The following is a 24,729-nucleotide window of genomic DNA, read 5'->3' as shown; positions in this document are numbered from 1 at the left end:
CCCTTCGTCAGGCGGGATCGCCTGACATGAGTGCCAAACGTCTGCTGGATGCGGTGGTTCCTAACGGCTCGCCATATCAATGACGAGCCCCTCGTCACCAGCAAGCGTGACGGTGCCCTTAACCAGGTCTCCGTCCCGCTTCGCTTCGGTCGACACCAGAATTCTCGCATGTGCGCCCTCTTCCAGCTTAAGCGCCTGCGGGCCGTCGGTCAGATTCAAGACGATGAGTAGCCTGCTGTCATTGAGCTCCCGGTAATAGGCCAGCAGATCCTCGTCCACGACATAGGGCCGATAGGAGCCAAGCGACAGCGCGGGCCTTTCCTTGCGAACGCGCAACAGGCGGCGATAGAGATTTAAGATCGAAAGAGCATCCTCGCGCAGGTTCGCGACGTTGTTCGATCGCCAATCGTCCGCGAGCGGCAGCCACGGATCGACCCTGCTGAAGCCGGCATTCCGGCTCGAGTCCCACTGCATCGGCGTCCGGCAGCCGTCCCGGCCGACGCCGATCCCCGGCACGTTGCGCTCGAAGGGATCGCGCACGCGATGCCGGGGAATATCGACCTGACGCATTCCCAGTTCATCGCCATTATAGATCGTAGGCGTACCTCTCAGCGTCAGCAGGAGCATGGCGGCGACGGCGGCCTGCCGTTGCCCCACCCTGCCGGCAATGCGCGGCCGGTCGTGGTTGCCGAGCACCCAATTCGGCCACCCGCCTTTCGGCAGAGCGCCTTCATACTCCGTGATCAGCGCCTGGAGATGCTTTGCGTCCCAGCGCGCACTGAGCAACGCGAAATTGAACGGCAGGTGCACCCCGCCGAGATCCCTGCCGTAATAGGCGACCAGGCGCTCCACCGGCAGGTATATCTCTCCGATCAGCAGGCGATCGGGAAACTCGTCGATCGTTCGGCGCAACGTCCCGATGACATCGTGCACCTCAGGCAGGTCGGTGGTGTAGAGCGGGATCAGTGCTTCGTTCGGCGGCCTGCCGGCGTGGTAGTTCGGATTGGGCGGATTGTCGCGAAACTGTCTGTCCTTGATCAAATGCCAGATGACGTCGACGCGGAAGCCATCGATGCCCTTGCGCATCCAGAAGCGAAGCACGTCACGCATCGCTGCCACAACTTCCGGATTTCGCCAGTTCAGGTCGGGCTGGGAATTCAGGAACGCATGATAGTAATACTGGCCGGTCGCCGCGTCGAACTCCCAGGCGCTGCCGCCAAATTCGGACAGCCAATTGTTGGGCGGACCTCCGCCGGGAGCCGGATCGCGCCAGATGTACCAATCGCGTTTCGGACTGGTGCGCGACGCGCGGCTCTCGAGAAACCACGCATGCTGGTCGGAGGAATGGTTGGGGACGAAGTCCAAGATCACCTTGATCCCGCGCGCATGCGCCTCGGCAATCAGCCGCTCGAAATCCGCCATGGTGCCGAAGATCGGATCGACGTCGACGTAATCGGAGATGTCGTAGCCGAAATCTTTCATCGGCGAACGGAAGATCGGCGAAATCCAGATCGCGTCGACGCCAAGATCGATCAGATCAGGCAGCCTCTGGGTGATGCCGTTGAGGTCGCCGATGCCGTCGTCATTGGTGTCCTGAAAGGACCTCGGATAGATCTGATAGATGACGGCGGATTGCCACCACGGCCTCGAACCATTCATGGCTGTCAATCGTTCCGATGCGGGGACCACGAAGTCGGGTCGCGATGGATAATCCTGCCGAAGGATGGCAAAATCTTTATGACTGCCGGCCGCCGACGCGTTCGCGACAACAATTCGTCGGGCAAGCCGCGGTTCCGAACATGTGACCGATGCAAGCGCGCGGGAACCTTGGCGACGCTCAGACGTAAAGCCGGCGGAGGATCACATGACGCAAGAAAAGATCTTTGCGCCCATCCTGGGCGAGGCGGCCATCGCCATTTGGGGCGACATGCCCCGGGACATTCAGGAGGCGCTGTTCGAAACCGCGATGCGCAACCGCTCCGAGCTGCGTCACGATCTGGCGAAGCTGCTGCATGACCGCCATCCCAGAACGCAACATCCGGCCAAGCCCGACTGATGCGGACCTCTATTCCGGAAACGCAACATCCGCGATGACGGGAAGATGGTCCGAATAGGCGCGCGCCTTGCGATCGGTCCAGGCCGAACGGATCACGAGATCGCGCGAGGCGTAGATTCGGTCGAGCCGCATCATCGGCAAGCGCGCTGGAAACGTCCGCAACCGCGTTCGGACCGGGCAAATCCGCGCCAGCACGCCCCGCACCGATTTCACCCAGAACCAGTCATTGAAATCGCCGAGCACGAGCGTCCGCGTCGGGTGCACCAGCTCGGCCAGGGCATGCGCCTGGGCGTGCCGTTCGTGGATGCTCAAGCCGAGATGCGTGGCAATGACCCTCACCTCGCCATGATCAGACAAGATGCGCGCGGTGATGGCCCTGCGGGGCTCCCGCTCCTGATACGAGACGTCGGAGATCTTCGGGGGCTCGGCGAACGGCCAGCGGCTCAACAGCACCTGTCCGTAGTCGCCGTCCTCGGTGACGATCGAGCGCGCATCGACGCTGTGATCGCCGACGGCTTTCGCCAGAAGGGCAAAGGGATCGTCGGTTCTTCCGCGCGAATCGACCTCCTGCAATGCCACGATATCAGGCGACCAGCGGCGAATGACGGAACAGACGCCATCCAAATCAAACCCGGGATTGAGGTGGAAGATGCCGTGAACGTTCCACGTCATGATGCGAGTCGTAGCCATCACGTTCTTCGCCCCGCCAGCCAAGTCACCAGGAACTGCACGCCAAGGCACAGTGCGATCCAGGCGATGATCGCCAGCGCCAGCAGTAGCGCATTGGTCCAAGAGGCGTTTCGCGCCAGATCCGCGATCTGCGCGCCGAGCGCGGCCATCACAGCGATTCCCGGCGCCATGCCGAGCACCGTGCCGAGCACAAAATCGCGCAGGCTCAATTTGCTGGCGCCCGCCACCACGTTCACGATCGAGAACGGAGCGATCGGCACCATCCGGATCATAGCGACCGCCATGACCCCCTTGCCGATGATGCGGCTCTGAACCCGGGCGGCCCGGCGCCCGAGCAGCCGCTGCAGGCGCGCCTGGCCCAGCACGCGGCCGATCGAGAACAGCGTGAGCGCGCTGAGCAGCACGCCGGCACTCGCGCTCAAGAACCCCATCCACGGCCCCAGCGCCGCAGAGGTCGCGGCGATCAGTACCAGCACCGGAAAGACCACCAGCCCGCCGACAACAAAGGCGGCAATCGCAAACAGCGGCGCGAATTGCGACCACGCAGGCTGCGAGATGATCGAGGAGACCAAGCCGACATCGGTGAAATCGCGCAACAACGTGTATTGCCAAGCCAGCGCCAGGCCGGCGAGCGCCGCCGCGAGGCCAGATACGGCCAAAATGGTTTTTGCCGTCCACATGCGATTGGCGGCGCGGTCGAGGTGAAGCGGTTCCCTGGGATCGGCGACGGGCTGCACCATGATCGCCACGCCGCCGACCGACGCGGCCGGATCAATCGGCTGCAACGATTTCGGGCCGTCGTCCTCCGCCAGGCGGTCGAGAAATCCAAACAGGTCGGCTTCGTGGTGTTCGATTTCGCGTTCATCGACGCCGCAGAAATGCCCGATCAGACTACGGCGAAGCCAGGCGATATATTCACAATGCGCATCGGAGGTGGCCTCGAAGGCCAGATCGCATTCGGTGTCCGCCCCCATCGAGCGATTGTTGAGGTTGGCCGATCCCACGCGCAGGATGCGATCGTCGACGATCATCACCTTGCTGTGCACCATGACCGCGGCCGCCAGCTCGGCATCCCGCGTCGATGGATAGACAAAGCGGACCCGGTCCATGACGCCTGCCGACACGAACCGGGCGATAAATCCGCCGCGCCCGCTCTGCATGGCCTGCGATTCGAACCACGACGAATGCATCTTCGGCATGACGATCAGGACCCGAAGCTGTGGCACGTCCAGCATCCGCTGCGCCAGGAGGCGCGCGATATCGGTGGCGCTGGTGAACTGGTTTTCGATATAGATGAAGTGGTCGGCCGCGTTGATGGACGCTGCGAACAGCCGCGCGACTTCGTTCACGCCGCCACCGCGCGCGGTGGCTATCTCGGTCCGGGCGATGCCCACCGTCATTCCCCGGCACTGCACCGGGACCGAGGCCGGCCAGCGCTCGCCCTTGATCGCTGCGGGTCGCTCGACCGTGCAGCCGGCGACGCGCCACCTGTTCTCTGCGATTTCCGTCAGGCTGGCCGCAGCTTCGCCATCCACCATGCACTGCACGTCGTGAAACGGCGGATAGGGTTTGCCGTCGGGATCGGTACGAAGCGGATGATGCGTCTCATGCGCGCTGGTGTCCCAGCGCCGGATCGTCAGGTCGAGACCGCCGACGAAGCCAAGCGCACCGTCAATGACGACGATCTTCTGATGCTGCGCTGAGCCCAAAGGAAGGCTGGAGTCGAAACAAAAGCGCAACCGGTCCGACGCGTGCGCGGTGAACTTGGCGACCGAATTCCACTCCCGCTCCGCGGCGTAGAGGGGCGGGAAATTCCAGATCAGGACGTTGATCCGCAGATCGGGCTTGGCCTTCAGCAGCGCTTTCAGAAACGCACCGAGCTCTTGCGGATAGCCGTCGTCGGCGTGCCCGGAGGGCCCGACAAACCGGGTCTGGCTGTGGATGTCCCAGCCGATGATGTACACCTGCTGTGTTGCGAGCAGCAGCGCTTCCCGCAAGGCGGCGAAATAGGCGGCCGCATCATTGAGGATTGCCAGCCGCCCTGCCTTGCACCTTTTCCAGACGGTCTTGCCAGGAATGAGGATAGATGAGCTCTGCAGCAGACGGCACCTCGGCAACAGACTGAGAAAACCGGTTCGGGATCACGAACAACTGTTCGCCCGACGTCAATCCAACGATCTGCAGGCGCGACAGTTCCAGCCAGGCGGAACTTGCCGCCTTCCCTCCGACTTCGGCGTCGTTGAATCACCGGATGCGCGCGTTAGCGACGGTTGCTCCTATCGCCGATCCGGGGGCATAGCGTCCCGGCCCGAGCGGGAGACACTTTCTTCCTCAACCACAGGTTCGATGTAGGTGCTGTGCAGTGAGGTCGGGGACTTGAAACCGTCGAACATGATGCGAACGGTGCTGCGATAGCGGCCGGAGCCGATGATCACCCCTTCCCGGCCGGCGAACTTTGGGCATCGCGCCGCTCCAAGTGCGCTCATCCTGCCGCGTGTCCCTTCAGGCAACGGGGTCCGGTGATCGGGTGGCTCCTTGGGGGATCGCATCCTCAGACCACGCGCCTTCGCCGGTTCATCTATGCGCCGGAGATGACATACGTTCGGTCTCGAATGCATGGCGAGAAATCCACCGGCGCACCATGCGATTGACGAACGGTGGCGTCCCGGAGGTCATCGCGGCCGTCAGCCAGCGCCTGACCTTTCCTGTCATCAGGAGCATGCTGTCCTCCTCCCCACCGTGGGCCTGCCAACGGGACAATTCAGACAATTCTGCGCTATGCCGAGATGGAGTTTTCGCGGGCAGCCTGCCTATCTGCGATACTGCGCCAATCACGCCACTTTCTCACTGACGGCCCGCTCGCCGGTTCGATCGCAGCCAATAGCGCTGCATTGATTTCCGCCATCCGCCCGAGCTTCACCATGCATCTGGCAACCGCGACGAACCCGTCCGGCGAATCCGGCTGCAGCCGCATGAATTCGAGATGCTGGCGCAGCGCTTCCTCATGCTGACCGAGGCTTTCGCAGACCTGTCCGAGGCACTGCCACGCCTTGGCAGCGTCGGGGCGAACCACCGTCAGGGTGCGGAACATCCGCTTCGCCGCGGCGAGATCGCCCTTCGCCGCCAGCAACTGGCCGAGCCGGTGCAGCGCGTCGGCGTGTTTGGGCTGAACCTCCAGAATCCGCCGGTAGCCTGTTTCGGCGTCGGCAGCCTTCCCCTTCCGATGAAGTTCAGTCGCCTGTTGCAGGACGTCAGGGATGCTCCTGCGGTCGATCCCGGCGCCGAGATGCCTGCCGTTCCTGGTCTCCAAAACGGTGCCAAGGATCTTGCGCTCCGCGCAGCCGAACGAATATTTGTACGGCTCGTTTCCGCGCAGGAAATCGTATTCGGTATAGCCGAGTTCGATCGCGTGGCGAATGCTGAAGGCATGCAGGATCACGCCCGGCGGCGGCCCATCGAACGTCTCGTCGCGTCCGGTCATGTAGAACAAGAAGGTGCGCTTGCGCGGATCCACCAGCGTGGCCAGCGCCGCGACCGCCCGATCGCCGTGCCAGAACGTCGGCAGGTAGACCAAGCCGGATTCAAAACTGCGCGTCAGCATGGCGCCGTTCGACTGAACCAGACTATTGACTCGATCTCCCTTCCGAGGGCGCCACTTTGTCTCCCAAAATCCCAGCAGGGTCTTGAGGGCCTGCGCGAATGTCTCTGGCGTGGCAACGGTTACTCGATATTCACCCGTCGCGTCGACCTGCTTCAGGAGACGCCGGATCTTCTGCCTGGTATTGGTGCTCAACGATTCGAGATAGGCATCCCAGCTCTTCGGCAGCGTGACATACGGGCACAGACTGTTATCGATACCGTCGACCTTGTTGATCCTGTTGAGCTCGGTGTAACGAAAGCTGGCTTTCGGAAAACAAGCCAGCAGCAACCGCACGCGCCGCTCCGACATTCGCAGATTGTCGAGGTTGAAGCGCGTCCAGTTCATCTGCCTGATGGTGCGGGCAAAGGCGGGAATGACCTTGTTCTCGATCTCGGGCCTGCAAACCAAGCCGGTGTAGTCGGCGGCGAAATTGCCTCCCATCCGCATGTCGCTGATAACGTCGGATTTCTCGATTTTGGTCTGCAGCCGCAACGGAAAGAATGCGACGTAAGGCAGATCGGCGGCGTCACGCTCCTTCGCCGCCAGGATGAACCATGGTCCCGGGATGCAGGACAGCCAGCCGCTCAGCCATTTCCATGACAGGAATATCTGCGCTTCGTCGTCCGCGTCGTAGACGGCATTCCAGTTGTCCTCGAGTTTTGCCAGCGACGGCAAGCCTTCGATGATGTCGATATGCACGGCGGACGCCTTTCCAAAGTGCGTGTTGAGTTCCTGTCGTGTGCCTAGCGCTCCCGGAATGCGCGCATAAAGCTGTCGTAGATGGGCCTCATGAGGTACTGGAAGAACGTGCGCTCCGCCGTCTTGATGTAGACCTCTGCGGGCATGCCGGGCGTCGGACTGAAGCCCGGAAGATTCCGGCTCTCTTCGCTGTTGAGCCTGACGCGGACGAGATAGATGTCGGTCGGCCCGACCTGCTGGGACTTCTTTTCGTCCGCAAGGGTATCGGCCGACAGATACACGACGTCGCCGGAGACCATCGGCGTGATGCGCTGGTTCAGCGCCGTCAGCCGTACCATCGCGGCCTGTCCGTGCTTTACGCTGTCGATGTCCTGCGGACGCAATCGCGCCTCGATGATGAGTTCGTCCTTCAGCGGCAACAGCTCCATGATGTTCTTGCCGGCCTCGACCACCCCGCCCCGCGTGTGATAGCGGAGCTTCACCACGACACCGCTGACCGGCGCCGTGACGCGAACCCGATCGAGTATGCCCTTGGCACTGAGCATCCGCTCGCGGACGTCGGCCAGTTCGCCCCGCACCTCGTGCATCTGTTCGACCGCGGTCTTGATCGCGGTCTTGCGCACACCATTGATCTGCTCGAGCGCGCGCGCAATGCGTTCCTTGGCATCCCCGATATCGCCCATGATGCGGCCGACCTCGCCTTCCAGATTGGCCTTCGACCGCTGCAACACCATCAGCTCCGGCTTGCGCACCAGCCCGGCCTGCACCAGCTTGTCCTTGGTCACTATTTCCTCGTCGAGCAGGACGATCTGGCGCCGGACCGCGTCCAGTTGCACCCGCGATCCCCGGATCCGCTCCTCCAGAGCGTTGATGCTCTCCTGAATACTTTTGACGTCGCTGTTGAGGTTGTTGCGGCGCGCCGCAAACGTCATCTGCTGGCTGTCCACGATTTCCTTCACATCGGGCGACTTGTCCAGCCAAGCCACGACCTCGGCCGGAAGCGTGATATCCGACTCCTCCCTCATCTCGGCCTGCAGCCTTGCATCCATGGCCGACAGGCGGATGCGGCGCAGGAACAGCCGCTGCAACTCCGCGCGCGCCGCCGTGTCATCGAGTTCGAGCAAGAATTGTCCCGCCTCCACGGTGTCGCCTTCGCGCACGAAGATCTCGCGGATCACGCCGCCCTCGAGATGCTGGATGATCTTGTTCTGTCCGGTAACGACGAACACGCCCGACGCAACCACCGCGCCGGCGATCGGCGCCGTGTTGCCCCAGACGCCGAACCCCATCACCACCACGGCCATGATCAGCGCGCCGGCAACCGTCGGAAATTTGGTCGATCGCGGCAGCGAATCGTACCAGGTGCCTTGTGATACTGCGGAGCGGTCCGCAATTTTCCTGCTGGCCATCGCGTAACCTCGTTGCTGTCAAACCGGCTGACGTCCCTATGAATTCAACGCAGGAGGGGGATCGCCGTTGGGGATATTGTTCGGCTTGCGCCCGGTGATCATGGGAATGATCTCGTCGCGGCTTCCGAACGCCTGCACCGCGCCCTGATGCAGGATCATGATTTTATCGACGCTCATCAGCAGCGCCGCGCGCTGCGTGATCGTCACTACCGTGATCTGCTTTTCCTTGGCGCGCAGCAGCGACTTGGCGAGCGCCCGCTCACCATTGGAGTCCAGATTCGAATTCGGTTCGTCGAGCACGAGCAGGCGCGGGTTGCCGTAGAACGCGCGCGCCAGCCCGATGCGCTGCCGCTGGCCACCCGACAGCGGACTGCCGTCCATGCCGACGATGGTCTCGTAGCCCTGGGCGAAGCTCGAGATCAGTTCGTGCACGTCGGCGGCCTCGGCTGCGTCGAACACATCCTCGTCGCGGGCGTCTTCGCGCATCCGGCCGATGTTGGCCTTGATGGACGCGGGGAACAGTTGCACATCCTGCGGCAGGTAGCCGACGCTCTCGCCGAACTGGCGCGGATCCCAGTTACGCAGATCCATCATGTCCAGCCTGACGCTGCCGGCGGTGGGCATGATGGACCCGACCAGCATGCGGGCCAGCATGGTTTTGCCGGTACCGGAGTCTCCGACAATGGCAAGGGATTCCCCAGGCTTCAGTTGAAAGCTGATTCCGTTCAGGATCACCTTCTTGTTCGGCGGCGGCACGTAGAGAATGCGCTCGACACTGAGGTATCCTGCCGGACGCGGCAGCCGAAGCCGCTCCAGGTTGAGCGGCGAGTTCAGCAGCAGGGATTTGATGCGGGCATAGGCTGAACGCGCCTGCACGAAGTTGCGCCAGCCTTCGATGGTGCCTTCCAGCGGCGCCAGCGCCCGGCTCGCCACGATCGAGGCCGCGATCACCATGCCGCTGGTGATCTCGCTCTCCAGCGCCAGCCATGCTCCCCAGCCGAGGATCGCGATCTGGGTGCACAGTCGCAGGAATTTCGACACGCCCGTCATCAGGATGTTGAGGTCCTGTCCGATCACCTGTGCCTTCAGGGACTCCACGGTTTCGCGGCCCCATACCTGCACGCCTTCGGGAATCATGCCCATGGCGTTGATGACCTGGGCGTTGCGCGCCATCGATTCCGCCTGCAGGTTGGCCCTGGCGCCGTAGTTGTTGGCCTGGTTGAACGGGATCGCGGTGACCCGCTGGTTTATCAGCGCCACAATGACCAGCGCGACGCCTGCGCCCAATACGATGAATCCGAGATGCGGATGGATCAGGAACACGACGGCGAAATAGACCGGCGCGACCGGCGTATCGAACATCGTCAGCAGCACGGGGCCGGTAATGAACGCGCGTAGGTGCTGCAGGTCGGCCAGCGTCTGGAATTCGCGGCTGGATCCACTCTGCGCGGATTTGGCGGCAGCGCTCAGCACGGGTCCGCCCAATTTGGCTTCGGTCTCCACCGCAACCCGCATCAGGATGACGCGGCGCATCATATCCATGAGCACATGCGCCCCGAGCGCGATGACCACGATAATGGTCAGCATCACCAGCGTGTCCGTGCTGCGGCTGGTCATCACGCGATCGGACACGTTGAACAGATAGATCGGAATCACCAGCACCAGCAGGTTGACCGCGATCGAGAATATCCCCACGGTAACCAGGTTGCGGCGGGCGCTCGCAAGACCCTTGCCGAGTACGTCGCGAAATTCATTGTCACCGGAACGCTTTTGGAGCCGCGGCGTGCCGCCACCTCCGCCGCCGCCACCACCGCCGCCGGAGGAGCCGCCACCGTCCCTGTCGCCGCCACGCTGCAGCGGGGGCGCAGGAGTCTGCTGCTCGATCACGACGGTGGATCCCGGCGCCGGGGTCTTGGCTTCCTCCCGCAGGGATGGCTCGACAGCCGGCGGGTCCGCGACTCTGGCTTCGGCCGGAGGTGCCTTCTCGTGCGCAGATTCGACCGGCGGAGCCTTGGGATGCGGAGTGGGCTCATCAAACCATGGGCGAAGCGGAACTATCTTTGCCATGTGCGGCGTTGATTCGTCATACTCCCTCAAGCGCCAACTCCCGCCTGGACGATCATCCCAACCCCACATTTGGAAACTCCGTTACTTCCAATAATCAAAACATCTTGCTTGTCGCTAATGCAGCACGCTCGCCATCGGATCGGCCTGCACCGAATTGGTAGCGACAGCCGGGGTCGCGTTTGTCTGGTCCTGGGCGTCGTCGACGAACGCGATGAGTTCAGTTACCAGCGTATCGGTATCGCCATTGACCGCATCATCCTGGTCCACCGGCAGCAGGTTGGCCTGTACCAGAATGGAATCCGTGTAGACCTCGCCCTCGACGTAAATGACGTCGGGATTGACGTCGACAATCGCAGCGTCGTTGGCGAGTTCATTGCCGCCGGTGCTGGCCGACTGCGTTACGCCCCCGTCCGGATCAAGCGCCATCAGATCGGCCGACGGCTCGTTTTGCAGTTGATACAGGACGTTGATGTCGGAGGTGATGTTGGTCTGCCAAACCGCATTGATGTCGTAGTAGTCCCCCTTGACGTAGAGCACGCGCAGAGGGCCGCCATTGCCGGCGATGGCACTGCCCAGCTCGGGATCAATCGATGTCACGCCGGAGGCCAGCAGATCCAGGATTAGCTGGAGCCCCGGGGTCAGCGCGTCGAAGTTGTCGCCGCCATAATTCTCGATAGCTCCCTCGTTCAACAGCTTGTTGTGGCCCGAATTCACCGACTGAGACGGATCGGTGCCGTCGGCCGACATCACGATATTGTCGTTGTTCAACAGGATGTTGTTCTGGAAGATCACGTTCATGCCGTGATAGGCGCCTTCGATGATGATCAGGTCGTATTGAATCTCACCATCGAAAATCTGAGCCAGATTGCCGAGCTGATTGTGGCCGCCGACGAGGTTGTAGTGCCCTTCGCTGCTGACCTGCGATGCGACATCGTTGTCGGAGAGATAGTTGGTTTGGCTCACCACATTGACGCTATAGTAGTCGCCGTCGACCACATCGACGATCCAGTTCGGCCCCGCCCAGTAGGACGGAAGGTCAGCGTAGATGCTGGGGTTCTGCACGAAATTGGCAATGTTGGTCGCGACATTGCCTTCGCTGGTCACCGATGGCGTACCCTCCCCGCCCGACACGCTGACCTGATCGTTGTCGATGGTCGTGTTGGTCTGGAACATGGCGTCGGTCTTGAAGTAATCCCCCAACACCACCATGGTGCGGGCGCTCTCGCCCAGATCGACTAGCAGCGCCGCGTTGATGCTGTAGTTGTCGCCTATCGACGCCCATTGGCCGATGCCGTCGCCGGTGTCCGGCAACTCCTTCAGCTCGATCGGCGGCCTCGGCTCCGTTGGCGGTTCCTGCAGCTCGCCGTTGACATAGTAACCGGCAGGCACGGAATGCTCATCGGGCGTACCGTCGCGGGCGGCCCATGCAGCGTCATGAGCTTTCAGGAAATCCGTCGCGCCGGCATCGTTCTGCGGCATCCACCAATCGGTGGGAACCTCGGCGTTGGCATTGGCCACCAACTCCTTGATGGTGTCCATCGCATTGCTGTTGAGGCTCATGATCAAGGGCTCGGCCGCAGCCAGGAAATCCGCCGGTAGATTGACGTCCTCGTCATGCATGAAGTTGTACTGGCGAACCGTAAGCTGAATCTGTGCGCCGCCGTCCTCGTACGTCACCCTGATGTTGAGCTCGCCACCGCCTCCGCCACCACCGCCGCCCGCTGCCGGCAGCGGGATGTTCGGTTTGAGCGGCGTCGGAAAGAAATCGAAATCGGGGTCCTGCGGGCCTTTGGGCAGCTTGAGCGGACGGCCGCGGAACACATCCATCGGATCGTCGGCTATCAGTTCCGGCGATGGCCCCCTCGCACTGTCCATATCCTCCGGCGCGTAGCGATGGTGGTAGTTCGGTCGCAGCGTCGTGTAGTCGTCGGAGGGACCGGGTGCGAGCGTCTCATCGTACTGGATGCGATCGCGAGCGATGTCCTCGAAGATCCGCATATATCCAGCGAAGTGGGAAATGATTTCGACGAAACTAGCTGACGCCATGGGAACCTCCCCTGTCGCCGCGAGCTGTTAGGGTCGCACGGCGACCCCACAGCGTCTTGTCGGCAACTGCGGCGACTGAACTGAAATGATTTGCGAAGAAATGACCCGCGCGGCAAACGCCGCGCGGGTCGAACGCGAAACTAGAACGTATCGGAATCAGTCAGTTCGGTACCAGCAGCCTGAATGGTGATGCTGTTGAACTGAATGTTGGCACCCTGCGTGATGTTCTGGTCGAATGCAGACTGGTTGAGAGCTGCATCGGCGCTGGAAGCAACATCTGCACGCGCACCAACATCTCCGCCGATGTCGATCTTGGACTCGCCGCCCTCGATCTTGGCATCCATGCTGAAACCAGAGCCCCATCCGCCGCTACCACCGGTGTAGGTGGCAGAAGAAGCGTTGGTATCGTTATCGACCAGGTTGTTGACCTGATCAATATTGAACTGGTTGCCGTCGTCCATCTTCTGGTTCACCACGTCGGGCATAACCACGGAACCGGTCGCCGTGAAGTGGTTGAGATCGATGACCGGGCTACTCAGGCCGTCGGCCTTCAGATCGAGATCGACATCGATATCCACATCGACGTCAACCTTGTTCTCGACGGTATTTTCGATCTTGTTTTCGATGTTGTTGTCGACCTTGTTGTCGAGCTCATTATCGACCTCGTTGTCGACCTTGTTGTCGAGCTCGTTATCGACCTTGTTGTCGATCTCGTTCTCGTTCTTGTTCTCGTTCTCGTTCTTGTTGTCGTTCTCGTTCTCGTTCTCGTTCTTGGACTCCAGCGACTGTAGCGCGGCCTGAAGTTGGAACTGCCTCTGGTCCTGGTCCTGGTCTTGCTTCTGGTCCTGGTCCTGCTTCTGGTCCTGCTTCTGGTCCTGGTCCTGCCAATCCCAACTTGGAATGAAGTTCATGACGTGCTCCTGTTGGTTTGGAGCATCGCGGGCGGAACGGAGAACGCTGATCTTCTAAGTCTGCGGTCTTCGAAGCGCGGCGGTGCTCTTTAATGTCGGCTTATTCCGACAGCCGACACCCGCGTGATTGCGAATGCCAGCCCGGTCAGAATGCCGCCACATCATCGACAACAACATGCACGCATTCGATCGCCCGCTGTATCTTGCGATATCAACCATCGACACGATTGACGCTCAGAACGAATGGATACTGGCGTGAACAGCGGCGGGACGAGACATGACCACCCGGCGTCGCCGGACCGTTTAAGCCGCGTCGCGCGGCACGCTTTGTGGCTTCACGCCGTGAACATGTGCTTCAAGGCGCGGCAGGAGATCCCAGATATCGCGATTGATCTTCGTCATTTCGTGAGTAGTCCGCACCATCTCCTGCAGACGGCTTTCGTCCAGCGCCTTGATCTCTCCGAATCTGAGGCTCGCCTTTGTTTCCATCAATCGCATCGACTGCGTGTGGGTGATGGCGCCGGAAGAATCGAAAATAAACATGCAATGATTCAACTCATTGCGAACCTTGGTGGATTCCGAGAAACGTTCGATGAGAGCCGTCAGATTTTTCGACAGAGTCTTGTCGGTAACCCTGATCTTGGCCAGCCGCTGGATTAGATCGAGTCTGGCGCGGGTCGTGTTCAATGTCGCGAACACGACGGCAGCGGAAGCCTCGTCGGTGCGCAAGAGTATCATCAGCACGTAGATAAAAAGGCTTTCGTTGTTCGACCAGCTACAGATCAGGTTTCCCATCAGGGCGAGAACGAATGTGCGGCGATCCGCTGAGGCGGGAGCCGCGGCAGCGAGCAGGTCGAAATCCGGCTTTGGGGGCAGCTTGCTGACAAACATCGTATGGTTCCGCGCCTTGCAAGGCCGCAACGATACTATCGTACCTGCTTCGTCACGGCAGGCGTACATATCGAAAGATATATCAGGGAAGGTTGCGGGTGCCGTTTTCTGCAATGAGGAATGAAAAGGCACGTTTTAATGACCAATTTTTGACGACGTCCGGTCACATTTGGCCTGCTTGGCATTCCCCTTTAACGAGGGTAAAGTTTTTTTGAACAATTAAGATGCAGAGTGAACTAATTCATAGCGACCAAGTGCGGTTCCGAAAGAATCTATCGATAGCATCGGTAATAATTATCCGGGGGCGCGTTATGTCAGTCCCACGCAAAAAGACTGTATTTGTTGTAGACGCAATGGCCTTTCGACGAGCTCGAGCGGAGAGCTTCTTAAGTCCCTGGGCCAGCAACGAACAGGTCGAGCTGATTTCGCTCGATCCTGATGAGGCGCACACAAGGCTTATCGAGCGCACCGAATGCGAGATGCTGATTTACAGCGTCGGCGCCCCCTCTCCCCATGAGGTCTTCACCGAGATACAGGTGTTGCATACCCTTCGCCGGGAGGCGGCACTCGCCATCATCTCCGACGATGAGCATCCCGCCACCGTTCTCGCCGCGATCCGTTGCGGAGCCCGGGGCTACTTCAGCAACTCCATGGCGCCCGACCTTGCGTTGCACGCCCTTTCATTCGTCCTCCATGGCGGCACTTACTTTCCGCCGGCCGCCATCCTGGCCAGCCGGACCTTCAGTCCGCCGGCGCCTGTCGAATACAGACAACCGAATATATCCCAGGAGCAAGCGCTTCCGGGGCTTGAAGAACAGACGCAGGCGCCCCCTCTCGGGCCGGATGACGGTCCTTACGATCAGCAAGGGTCCCTTTTCGACGGTAAGGCAGTAAGCGTGCAGCGCGACCATGGCGTAAACGGCGCGCGGCAGTTTACCGAGCGGCAGTACGCGGTGCTGGCTTGCCTCTGCCAAGGCGATCCCAACAAGGTGATCGGTCGTAAGCTCGGCATGACCGAAACGACCGTGAAAGTCCATGTCCGCGAAATCATGCGCAAACTGGGCGTGAGCAACCGGACCCAAGTCGCGATCGCCGCGGCGCGCGTCTGCTTGGACGGTCCCGTCGAACTGATTACTCCGGATTCACCCATGACGGTCAGGTCATCCATATCTCACTAGCGATGGATTTTCGGCATTGCACCGGTTGCCATTGGGCCATCCTGGATCGGCGCTTCTGCGATTCGCACGTAAGAAGTCACCAGTAAAAGGGAAACTGCGCCCGGGCTGACTTCGGATGTGGGGCCATGGGCGCTCATCGAAGTTCAGTTTTCGGAATGGTTGCATCGTCCCACACGGAAATGAAACAGGACCCGGTCGCTGCCACAATGAGCCCGTTGGAGCAGTTAACGGATCATTGGTGATAATCCTTACGATATAGGGCACGAAAGATAGGTGCTGGCGAGACCTTCGCCCTCCCCTCGTTCCCTATCATCGGTTCCCTATTCATCGGTTCCCTGTCATTGCTCCTGCCGGAACTCGCGGCAATTCCTCCGGCGATCTGTCAGCCAGCGCCTCGTTGCGGAAAGCGGCGGTATCCCATTGCAATGTCGTAGTATATGATTATCGTCATATAACAGCGATCGAACAGGAGTACCCCAATGGCCGCGAGCCCCGATCCCGTCGTCATCCTTTCCGCCGCCCGCACGCCGCTTGGCCGGTTCATGGGCGAGTTGTCGCCCTTCAGCGCGCACAAGCTCGGCGCTCACGTGATCGGCGCGGCGCTGGAACGGGCGAAGCTCGCGCCGGAGCGGATCGAGGAGGTGTTCATGGGCAACGTGCTGCCGGCCGGACAGGGCCAGGCGCCGGCGCGCCAGGCTGCGCGCGGCGCCGGACTGCCTGACGCCACCGGCGCCACCACGGTCAACAAGGTGTGCGGCTCCGGCATGAAGGCAACGATGCTGGCGCACGACATCATCAATGCCGGTTCAGCTTCGATCGTGCTTTCCGGCGGCATGGAGAGCATGTCGAACGCGCCCTATTTGCTGGCCAAGGCGCGCGGCGGCTATCGCGCCGGGCATGACCGGATCATCGATCACATGATGATGGATGGGCTGGAAGATGCTTACGAGACCGGCCGCTCGATGGGCGACTTTGGCGAGGCCACCGCGGAAGCCTATCAGTTCACCCGCAAGGATCAGGACGCTTACGCGATGGAGACCTTGACGCGCGCCCGCAAAGCGGTCGAGGGCGGCGGGTTCAGGGCCGAGATCGCGCCGATCACATTGTCCGAGAAGGCGGGTCCGCGCGTCATCGCCAATGACGAGCATCCGCTCAAGGTGGATCCGGCCAAGATTCCCGGATTGAAGCCCGCATTCCGCGCTAGCGGCACCATCACGCCGGCCGCCTCGTCCGCGAATGCCGATGGCGCTGCCGCGCTGATTCTGGCCAAGCGCTCGCTCGCCGATCGCGACGGGCTGCCGGTGCTCGCCGAGATCAAGGGCCATGCCACCCACAGCCAGGAGCCGCAATGGTTCACCACCGCACCGATCCCGGCAATCCGCAAGCTGCTCGACAAGGTCGGATGGACTGTCTCCGACGTCGACCTGTTCGAGATCAACGAAGCGTTCGCGGTGGTGGCGATGGCGGCGCAGAAGGATCTCGGCATTCCCGGAGAAAAACTGAACGTCAATGGCGGCGCCTGCGCGCTCGGCCACCCGATCGGCGCCACCGGCGCGCGATTGATCGTGACGCTGCTGCATGCGCTGGAAGCGCGGAACTTAAAGCGCGGTGTCGCTGCGCTCTGTATCGGCGGCGGTGAAGCGACCGCGATCGCCGTCGAGCGCGCCGTGCGCTGACCGCAGCCGCGCTTAGGAACCAACCATCGCAACCACTATTGAACAAGTGGGTGGCTGCGAAGGGATATTGACGGCTGTGCCTGAGACCGCGGCGAGGGCGCCTCACCAACCTCGGAAAGATGGCAAGCGCCGCGGCTTCATGCGCGCGATAGGCCTCGGCGTCGTCACCGGAGCCGCCGATGACGATTGCTCGGCCATCGGCACTTACGCAAGCGCGGGCGCTCAATTCGGCCCCGCGCTGCTTTGGACCGCACCCGTCACCTTTCCGATGATGTTCGCTGTCGTGTATCTGTCCTCCAAACTTGGGCAGGTGACGGGACGCGGTCTCTTCCACGTCATCAGGGAACACTACCCCGGCTGGATCCTATGGCCCGCCTTGATCGCCGTGCTGATCGGCAACACCATCGAGGCCGCCGCAGACCTCGGCGGCATGGCCGCCGCGCTGAATCTGTTGATACCGCTGCCCATCCCCTGGATCGTCATTGGAGTGGCCGCGACCATTCTCGCCGTGCAGATCTGGGGTTCCTACCAGCTCATTCGCAACATCTTCCGGTGGCTGGCTCTCGTGTTATTTGCATATGTCGGGTCGGCCATTCTCGCCAAGCCCGATCTCCAGGAAGTGTTGCGCGGCACCTTCGTTCCCACGATCGAATTTTCACGCGAGTACCTGTCCATTCTGGTTGCGATTATCGGCACCACGCTTTCCGCTTACCTCTACACCTGGCAATCCAACGTCGAGGTCGAAGAAGAAATCGCTCAAGGGCGCACGAAGCTGAAGCAGCGCGAGGGCGCTTCATCCGACGAGCTGCGCCAATCCCGCATCGATATCGTGGTCGGAATGCTGTTCTCCAACCTGATCATGTACTTCATCATTCTCTCGACGGGCGCAACGCTTCACAAAGCGGGAGAAAAAAATATCGAGACGGCCGCCCAGGCGGCCGAAGCGTTGCGCCCCCTGGCAGGAGACGCAGCGGGGCTGCTTTTCACTGTTGGAATCATCGCTGTCGGGTTTCTTGCGGTACCCATCATGACGACCGGCGCCGCGTATGATCTCTGCCAGGTGTTGGGGTGGAAGAGCAGCCTTCACGCCAAGCCGAAAGAGGCAGGGAAATTCTATGCACTGATCGTTTCCTTTACGGTGGTCGCGGTCGTCATGAATTTCCTCGGCTTCAATCCAATGAAGGCACTTGTTTATTCCGGCATCGTGCAAGGCTTTTCGACGCCGCCACTGCTGCTGTTGATCATGCTGATGACGACCAGCCGCGCGGTCATGGGCGACAAAACCAATAGCGCCTGGATGAATCTGCTGGGTTGGGCGACAGTGGCGGCGATCTTCTCGGCAAGTGCAGGCCTGGTCGTGTCCTGGTTCTTGTGAACGAGTTCGTGCTCAGCCGGGGATAGTGCATGCAGCGTGTGATGCTCATGCGTCCCCTCAAGCCGCCAGGGTGGCACGCTTTAAACGCCTTGTCGCCGCACGCCTGACCTTTTCGAAGGCCAAAGCTTCGATCTGCCGCACGCGCTCCCCGGAAATCGACAGTTCACGCCCGAGCTCCTCCAGGCTCGGCGGATCCTCGCGTAGCCGCCGGGCCTCGAACACGCGGCGCTCCCGCGGGGTCAGCACATCAAGGGCCGAATGGAGCGCTTTCGTCCGTTGCCCGCCTTCATCCTGTTCGGCGATCATCGCCTCGGCGTTCGGCGAAGGGTCGACCAGCCTCGCTTCCCATTCGGTAGGCCCGTCATCATCGACGGAAGCATTCAGGGAAAGGTCGCCCGTCAGACGGCTGCTCATCTCGATGACTTCGCGAACGGGGACCGCGAGTTCCCGCGCGACGGCCTCGGCCACCTCCGGCGTAAGGCCCGTCCTGTCGCCTCCGAACTTGCGCATGGCGCGCCTGAGGCCGAAGAACAGCTTCCGCTGCGCGGCCGTCGTCCCGATCTTGACCAGCGAGCGCGACCGCAGAATGTAATCGTGGATCGCGGCCTTGATCCACCACAATGCGTAGGTGGAGAACCTGGCACCACGGCCCGGCTCGAAATGCGAGGCTGCGATGACAAGGCCGAGATTGGCCTCGCCAATCAGATCGGCAAGCGGCAGGTCGTATCGCTGGTAGCGGCGCGCGACCTTGGCCGCGAGCCGGAGATGGCTGGTGACGAGCGCATCGGTAGCGGTTCGGTCTCGATGCTGCTGCCAACGCCGGGCAAGCTGCTGCTCGCGCGTCGGTTCGAGCAGATCGTATCGCTTGATGAGCGTGGCATATTCGTCGACGATATCTCGCGATCTGTCACCAGTCAGCATCTCGCGCCTGTCTGACAGTATGGTCGTGCTGTGGGCGTTCATGGGTGGCTCCAATCCATCGGGTCCGGCAGAGAGACCCTAGGAAAGACGCCGCGATGCAGCCATTAAATAGGAATTGAGGAATCTAAATTCGCTGTTAGCGTCCGTGCCGCTTTGTCTCGATTTCAAAATCATGATCTCGTTCGAGGCAAGATCGCGAAACGTCGAGCGGTGAGCTTCGGCGCGCTGGTGCGAATTCCAAGCGACCGCCTCCCCTGCAAACGCTTTGAAAGACGGCTCAAGACCAGTTGAGATCTGTAAAAGCCAATTTAGTGGGACGAGATCGCGCCCGCCCTACATCTCCGTCATGCATCCGCTGCCTGGATGCAGCCTCAAGCGAGCAGTTCGCATTCGGAAGAACACGCGCCCGTTGTGGCGTGCGATCGCACTTACGCGTCCGGCGAATTGCGCGTCGAAGATATGGAGAAAGACAATGACCTCGATCAAGACAATCGCTGTCGCAGGACTGCTGACGATGATGGCCGCAGCGCCTGCCTTCGCGCAAGAAGCCATCCAGGAGCCGGGTAATTTTGCATTTTTCTATCCGAATCTGGACGTCCTGAATGGCGGTGCGCCCACGCCGGCTTACAGGATGGAAGGGCTGCCGCCCTCGGTGATGCAGGCCTATAACGAAAGGGAAAGCGGCATGGCCGGCCCCAGCGTCTGGCAGCATCGGCGTGTACACCACGCATCCCGCGCCGAGCATGATGACCGCCGGCACGGGTGACGTCGGCGGATAGCGACCTATGTCCGGCCACCTTGCTCATCGGGGCAAACGATCTCCACCCGGCCTCCCGGGCCGGCGTGGATGATCAAGCGAAAGCCGTGCAGCTTCACGATTGCCGAAACCAGGTTCAATCCGAGTCCGACACCCGGCGTGTTGCGAATCTTGTCCGAGCGATAGAACCGGCGCAACACAGCGTCATGTTCGTGCGCGCTGATCCCCGGACCCGTATCGGTCACGCGCAGGATGGTTTCGCCCTCACCGCGCAGCAGCGCGAGCTCGACCCTGCCGCTCGGGGGCGTGAATTTGATGGCATTGTCGACGAGATTGGCCACTGCCTCCAGCAGCAGGTCGCGATCGCCGCGCACGGAAAACTTGTCGGCTATGTTCACGCTCAGCGCGATCTGCTTGTCTTCGGCGATCGGCTCGTACATGTCGCAGACCTCGCGCAGCATGTCGCAGAGCGCAACGTCGCCGAACGCCGACGACCGGCGGCTGTTCTCGATCTCGGCAAGCCGCAACAGCGCCGTGACGATCGACAGCGACTGGTCGATGCCGGCAATGGCCTTGTCGACAACCTCCTGGAGCTGCTCCAGGGTCGTCGCATTGGTGCGGCCGCGCTCGAGCGTCAGGCGCGCGCGCGTCAGCGGCGTTCGCAGATCGTGGGCGATATCGTTGCCGACGCCGGCTAGCGCGTTGATCGTGGTCTCCAGCTCATCGAGCATGCCGTTGACGATAGCAGCGAGCCGCGAGAACGGTTCATCGACATTCCGATGCGGCAGCCGCTCGCGCAGATCTCCGGCGATGATGCGCTGGACCCGCAGGTTGACCTCCTCGACCCGCCTGTGGGCGCGCGCACTCAACCAGGCGCCGGCCAGCAACCAGAGACAGAACGCAGGCAACAGGCCAAGCGCGAGCGCCGCTCCGACAACCCTGAAGACTTCCGCCGTTTCGTCGACATTTCGCCCGACCACCAATATGTCGCCGTTCTCGAGGCGCCGCGCGACGGTTCTGACGGAAGTCGCACCGGCTTGCTTGTCATCAAGGCGCACGAGCGGCATGCTCCGCGCCGGTGCCCCGATGTCGAGCCCGTCCGGCAGGGCTGCGACGTTGCCGGCCAGCCGATTCCCCTTCGGGTCGAACACGCCGGCGAACTGGACGCCGCGGGAATCCTGCCCGAGGTGGTCACTGAGCGCACCGAGCAGACGCTCGCGCGGTAATCCGGCAAAGAAGCCGATCTGGGTCGTGATCATGCGATCGGACCGCGCGATCAGGTAATCGTCGATCCTCACGTAGATGAACCCGAACAAAACCGTGACGAAGATCGCGAACAGGCCTGCCAGCACCGTGGTCCAGTGAAACGTCTTCGAGCGAAAGAACTGCAACTGAAGCTTCCCGATCCTGCCGTCCGGTTGCCTTGCCGGCCCGACGGCGCGAGCGCCCGGCGAGGTCGCCAAAAAAAGTCAGGGCACGGCACGAAGAATGAACCCGGCGCCGCGGACATTTTGAATCATCGGGGCGTCGCCCGGGCCGTCGACCTTGTGCCGAACGCGGCCCATATGCACGTCAACCAGGTTGGTGGCCGGAACGAACTTGTAATTCCAGACCTCTTCGAGCAGCATCGCGCGCGTCAAGAGCTGGTCGCTCCGCCGCATCATGTATTCGAGCAGGCGAAACTCGCGCGGCAGGAGGTCGATTTTGCGCTCGCCGCGTTTGACTGTGCGTTCGATCAGGTCGAGCTCCAGTTGACCCACCCGCAGGATGGTTTCCCGCGTTTCCGACGGGCGGCGGAGCAACGCTTCTATTCGGGCGACGAGCTCGACGATCGCAAACGGCTTGGTGAGATAGTCGTCGCCTCCCATCCGCAATCCGCGCACGCGGTCATCGACGGCGCCAAGCGCGCTCAGCACCAGCACCGGCGTGCGCACCTGATCTTTCCGCAAGGACTCGATGACGGTGAGGCCATCCATTCCCGGCAGCAGGCGGTCGACGATCATGGCGTCCGGCCGCAGGTCGCGCGCCTTGGCAAGGCCATCGAGCCCGTCGGGCGACCATTCCACCTCGAAGCCACGATCGGCCAGTTCGGCCGTGATTTCCCCCGCCGTCTCGCCGTCATCTTCTATCAGGAGAACCTTCGTCATCTGATCCGTCCGATTGCCATCAAGATACCGTTTCGCCAAGTGGCAATGATACGCTGGGCAGCCGATAAAGCCATGGCGGTGCGCACGAGTCTCACGGTTCGGGGGAGCCAGACAGCGTCGCGAGCCCTTCCGGACCCCGCACGCGCCATCAGCCAGGCGGCCATTCCGCCGCCTCGGTACGAGCACGGCGGGCCCGCCCGAAACAGTTAGCCGTCGGCGGCCTGTAGCGCCAATAAATAGCAATTTAATAAATCGGCAGGCCTGCACTGCCCGATCCAGCCGGCGCGAATTCGAGCAGGAATCGAGGCCCACGTCACCTTCACGCCGAGTTGAGAGCGCGCGAAGCGATATTCGCTTTGGACGACGGCAGGCCAGCCGCACGTCACAGGAAGAAGCCGGCCTGGCTTCCCCACCTATGGAGAACACCCATGCACAAAGTCAAACTTCTATCGGCTGTGTTGCTCACCGCAGCCACCTTCGCCACTCCGGTACTGGCCGCCAACACGCGGCATGTCGTAACCGATGCCAATGGCCGCGTAATGTCGACGATGCATCGCGACGAAGGCGATAGCTGCGTTCGCGCTCCGCGCGTCGGCGCCTATGCCACGGCACCGTGGACCAACGCGGCGCCTTGCGAACCGAACACCGGTTACTGATCCGCTCGCGTTGCATGTAACAACGACATATGCCGGGCTGGCGGGATTTCCCCACCAGCCCGCTTTCTTTGCCGCGCTCCGGAGCATCCGCCTTCGCCTGCGTACGCTGTCCCAGTTCGTGAATGCGACTAACGCCGAATTTAATGGATGCCTTGTGCATCGCACCTACCTGTCACTCATCCGACGTTTCGTTCGCGCGTCCCGTTAAAGTTCGCGCGCCACGGCGCCGAGCAATCTGACTGAAAAGGAGTGTCACGATGAAACGAATGATCACGATACTGGCAACGGCTCTTCTCGCTTCGAGTCTGGTGGTGGGCGCGGCCGAGGCCCGCGGTGGCGGTGGCGGTGGTGGCCACGGCGGAGGTTTTGGTGGCGGCGGCCATATGGGCGGTGGCTTCGGTGGCGGTGGCCACATGGGCGGCTTTGGCGGCGGAGGCCACATCGGAAGCTTTGGCGGCGGCGCGCATATCGGCGGCATAGGCGTCGGCGAACATGTGGGAGGCCTCGGCGGTGACCACATCGGCGGCGGCCACATCGGTACGCACGGTTTCGGACTCCACCAGCACGCCGTGCATCGCTTCGACAGGTACGGGCCGGGATACGGCTACGGGTACTACGGTTATCCCGATTGCTACGACTGGTACTACCTGCACCCTTACAGCCCCTTGCCGCTGAGCTGCAGCTGAACCCGCAGCGCGGGACCCTGCGCGCAGGCTGTCGGTTCGGAGGACGTTTTGCTGTTTTCTTTAAACGTCCTCCGGACGGATCCCCCAATAGCCCGAATGATATCGCGTGGACTTCGCGCCACGCGTTGTCGTGCCGGTCGAACGGTGCTGGAGAGCAACATGAAACGTTTCCTGATGATCACGGCAGCCTCTGCCTTGCTGTGCGGCCCGGCCTTTGCGCAGCAGGCCGCGGTGATGCCGACACCTTCGCTCTCGGCCACGTCGCCGCTCGGCATGGTGCCAAGTGCGCCGGTCGGTGGCACCGGCATCCCCTTAGGCGCAACGGAAATCGCTTCCCCCGGCGTAAGTCCGGCGCCGAACTCGTCGACCATCGGCAGCACCGTGTGCTCGACGATCGGTACGGCACCGTCAACGATGTTCGGATCGGCGACCACCTTTGACGGCGGCGGCGTTGATGTCGGGAGCGTCACACCGCAGAGCACGATGTCGACGATGCCGGGGATGACGACGACACCAGCGATGTCGTCGTCGGGCATTCCGCCGACATCGGCCCTGATCGACACGTCGGGTGCCCAAAGCATGTGCGGTGCCGGCTCGGGCAATCTTGCTGCGTCATCGACGCCGACATCTCCCAAGACGCCAGGCGGCGTGCCGCGCACCGGCATTCCGATGGGCTCGACCGAGCTCGGCAATCTCGGGATCAGCTCCGCCGCGATGGTGCCAACCATCACCGTCGGCCCCACCGTCAGCACCATCGCGCCGACGATCCCGACGGTGCCCGCCGTCACGCTGCCGGCACCGAACACGACGGCCGTCGCCGCGCCCACCGACCCCATCACAGGGATACCGAACATCACAGGAACGCCGAACACGATACCAGGCCTATCAACCGCCGCCACGATGTTCCGTTGAGCGGAAACCCAC

At 61.9% G+C, this 24,729-nt stretch carries 21 protein-coding genes; 8 read left to right on the top strand and 13 right to left on the bottom strand.

Annotation, left to right across the window (positions count from 1 at the left end; genetic code table 11):
• Positions 1 to 60: 60 nt before the first annotated feature.
• Positions 61 to 1,659: an alpha-amylase family glycosyl hydrolase gene (locus IVA95_RS33060; RefSeq protein WP_247514307.1), complete on the bottom strand. Its 1,599-nt coding sequence runs from the start codon at positions 1,657 to 1,659 to the stop codon at positions 61 to 63.
• 205 nt (positions 1,660 to 1,864) lie between these two features.
• Between IVA95_RS33060 and IVA95_RS33055 the strand changes: the two genes are divergently transcribed.
• Entirely contained in the window at positions 1,865 to 2,056 is a 192-nt protein-coding gene (locus IVA95_RS33055) for a hypothetical protein (protein WP_213249357.1), read from the top strand.
• A gap of 9 nt (positions 2,057 to 2,065) precedes the next feature.
• Here IVA95_RS33055 and IVA95_RS33050 read toward each other — a convergent pair whose 3' ends face one another.
• The 8 genes from IVA95_RS33050 to IVA95_RS33015 form a co-directional block, all read right to left on the bottom strand.
• Positions 2,066 to 2,746 carry an endonuclease/exonuclease/phosphatase family protein gene (locus IVA95_RS33050; RefSeq protein ID WP_213249355.1) on the bottom strand — a complete coding sequence of 227 codons (681 nt, stop codon included), beginning with the start codon at positions 2,744 to 2,746 and terminating at the stop codon, positions 2,066 to 2,068.
• A complete protein-coding gene (locus tag IVA95_RS33045; RefSeq protein WP_247514306.1) occupies positions 2,746 to 4,863 on the bottom strand; it encodes a VTT domain-containing protein in 2,118 nt (705 codons plus the stop codon). Before IVA95_RS33045 ends, IVA95_RS33050 begins: the two co-directional genes overlap by 1 nt.
• 659 nt (positions 4,864 to 5,522) lie before the next feature.
• The gene (locus tag IVA95_RS33040) at positions 5,523 to 7,085 is read right to left on the bottom strand and encodes a GNAT family N-acetyltransferase (RefSeq protein ID WP_247514305.1); all 1,563 of its coding nucleotides are present in this window, start codon (positions 7,083 to 7,085) and stop codon (positions 5,523 to 5,525) included.
• Between the two features lie 44 nt (positions 7,086 to 7,129).
• Positions 7,130 to 8,494, bottom strand: a complete 1,365-nt coding sequence (locus IVA95_RS33035; protein WP_247514304.1) for an HlyD family type I secretion periplasmic adaptor subunit — start codon at positions 8,492 to 8,494, stop codon at positions 7,130 to 7,132.
• Between the two features lie 36 nt (positions 8,495 to 8,530).
• A complete protein-coding gene (locus IVA95_RS33030) occupies positions 8,531 to 10,561 on the bottom strand; it encodes a type I secretion system permease/ATPase (protein WP_247514303.1) in 2,031 nt (676 codons plus the stop codon).
• Between the two features lie 114 nt (positions 10,562 to 10,675).
• Positions 10,676 to 12,607, bottom strand: coding sequence for a hypothetical protein (locus IVA95_RS33025; RefSeq protein ID WP_247514302.1), 1,932 nt, complete (start codon positions 12,605 to 12,607; stop codon positions 10,676 to 10,678).
• A gap of 140 nt (positions 12,608 to 12,747) precedes the next feature.
• Positions 12,748 to 13,518 (bottom strand): hypothetical protein, encoded by a 771-nt coding sequence (locus IVA95_RS33020; RefSeq protein ID WP_247514301.1) that lies wholly within the window; start codon positions 13,516 to 13,518, stop codon positions 12,748 to 12,750.
• A 303-nt stretch (positions 13,519 to 13,821) separates the two neighbouring features.
• Positions 13,822 to 14,541: a hypothetical protein gene (locus IVA95_RS33015; RefSeq protein ID WP_346658087.1), complete on the bottom strand. Its 720-nt coding sequence runs from the start codon at positions 14,539 to 14,541 to the stop codon at positions 13,822 to 13,824.
• 221 nt (positions 14,542 to 14,762) lie between these two features.
• On the opposite strand from IVA95_RS33015, the gene IVA95_RS33010 reads away from it, so the two are divergent.
• The 3 genes from IVA95_RS33010 to IVA95_RS33000 all read left to right on the top strand — a co-directional run bounded on the left by IVA95_RS33010 (position 14,763) and on the right by IVA95_RS33000 (position 18,638).
• Positions 14,763 to 15,587 (top strand): response regulator transcription factor, encoded by an 825-nt coding sequence (locus tag IVA95_RS33010; protein WP_247514300.1) that lies wholly within the window; start codon positions 14,763 to 14,765, stop codon positions 15,585 to 15,587.
• Positions 15,588 to 16,066: 479 nt separating this feature from the next.
• Positions 16,067 to 17,263, top strand: coding sequence for an acetyl-CoA C-acyltransferase (locus tag IVA95_RS33005; protein WP_247514299.1), 1,197 nt, complete (start codon positions 16,067 to 16,069; stop codon positions 17,261 to 17,263).
• Positions 17,264 to 17,402: 139 nt separating this feature from the next.
• Entirely contained in the window at positions 17,403 to 18,638 is a 1,236-nt protein-coding gene (locus tag IVA95_RS33000; protein WP_247514298.1) for an Nramp family divalent metal transporter, read from the top strand.
• A 57-nt stretch (positions 18,639 to 18,695) separates the two neighbouring features.
• Here the strand turns inward: IVA95_RS33000 and IVA95_RS32995 are convergent, their stop codons facing one another.
• Entirely contained in the window at positions 18,696 to 19,601 is a 906-nt protein-coding gene (locus IVA95_RS32995) for an RNA polymerase factor sigma-32 (RefSeq protein WP_346658086.1), read from the bottom strand.
• A gap of 430 nt (positions 19,602 to 20,031) precedes the next feature.
• On the opposite strand from IVA95_RS32995, the gene IVA95_RS32990 reads away from it, so the two are divergent.
• Positions 20,032 to 20,325 carry a hypothetical protein gene (locus IVA95_RS32990; RefSeq protein WP_213249336.1) on the top strand — a complete coding sequence of 98 codons (294 nt, stop codon included), beginning with the start codon at positions 20,032 to 20,034 and terminating at the stop codon, positions 20,323 to 20,325.
• Between the two features lie 17 nt (positions 20,326 to 20,342).
• Here IVA95_RS32990 and IVA95_RS32985 read toward each other — a convergent pair whose 3' ends face one another.
• Positions 20,343 to 21,707: an ATP-binding protein gene (locus tag IVA95_RS32985; RefSeq protein WP_247514297.1), complete on the bottom strand. Its 1,365-nt coding sequence runs from the start codon at positions 21,705 to 21,707 to the stop codon at positions 20,343 to 20,345.
• Positions 21,708 to 21,785: 78 nt separating this feature from the next.
• Positions 21,786 to 22,463, bottom strand: a complete 678-nt coding sequence (locus tag IVA95_RS32980; RefSeq protein ID WP_247514296.1) for a response regulator transcription factor — start codon at positions 22,461 to 22,463, stop codon at positions 21,786 to 21,788.
• A gap of 428 nt (positions 22,464 to 22,891) precedes the next feature.
• Here IVA95_RS32980 and IVA95_RS32975 point away from each other — a divergent pair, with 428 nt between their 5' ends.
• Both IVA95_RS32975 and IVA95_RS32970 read left to right on the top strand, forming a co-directional pair.
• Positions 22,892 to 23,119: a hypothetical protein gene (locus IVA95_RS32975; RefSeq protein WP_247514295.1), complete on the top strand. Its 228-nt coding sequence runs from the start codon at positions 22,892 to 22,894 to the stop codon at positions 23,117 to 23,119.
• A 257-nt stretch (positions 23,120 to 23,376) separates the two neighbouring features.
• Positions 23,377 to 23,805 (top strand): hypothetical protein, encoded by a 429-nt coding sequence (locus IVA95_RS32970; protein ID WP_247514358.1) that lies wholly within the window; start codon positions 23,377 to 23,379, stop codon positions 23,803 to 23,805.
• Here the strand turns inward: IVA95_RS32970 and IVA95_RS32965 are convergent.
• Positions 23,775 to 24,341 (bottom strand): hypothetical protein, encoded by a 567-nt coding sequence (locus tag IVA95_RS32965; RefSeq protein ID WP_247514294.1) that lies wholly within the window; start codon positions 24,339 to 24,341, stop codon positions 23,775 to 23,777. The two genes, IVA95_RS32970 and IVA95_RS32965, sit on opposite strands and share 31 nt — an antisense overlap.
• Here IVA95_RS32965 and IVA95_RS32960 point away from each other — a divergent pair.
• A complete protein-coding gene (locus IVA95_RS32960; protein ID WP_247514293.1) occupies positions 24,307 to 24,717 on the top strand; it encodes a hypothetical protein in 411 nt (136 codons plus the stop codon). The genes IVA95_RS32965 and IVA95_RS32960 overlap by 35 nt on opposite strands.
• Positions 24,718 to 24,729: the final 12 nt, after the last annotated feature.

This window comes from Bradyrhizobium sp. 157, from assembly GCF_023073815.1.
In the GTDB taxonomy this organism is placed as follows: domain Bacteria; phylum Pseudomonadota; class Alphaproteobacteria; order Rhizobiales; family Xanthobacteraceae; genus Bradyrhizobium.
The sequence above is the reverse complement of the archived record's forward strand: the minus strand, read 5'-3'. Positions and strand labels throughout refer to the sequence as shown.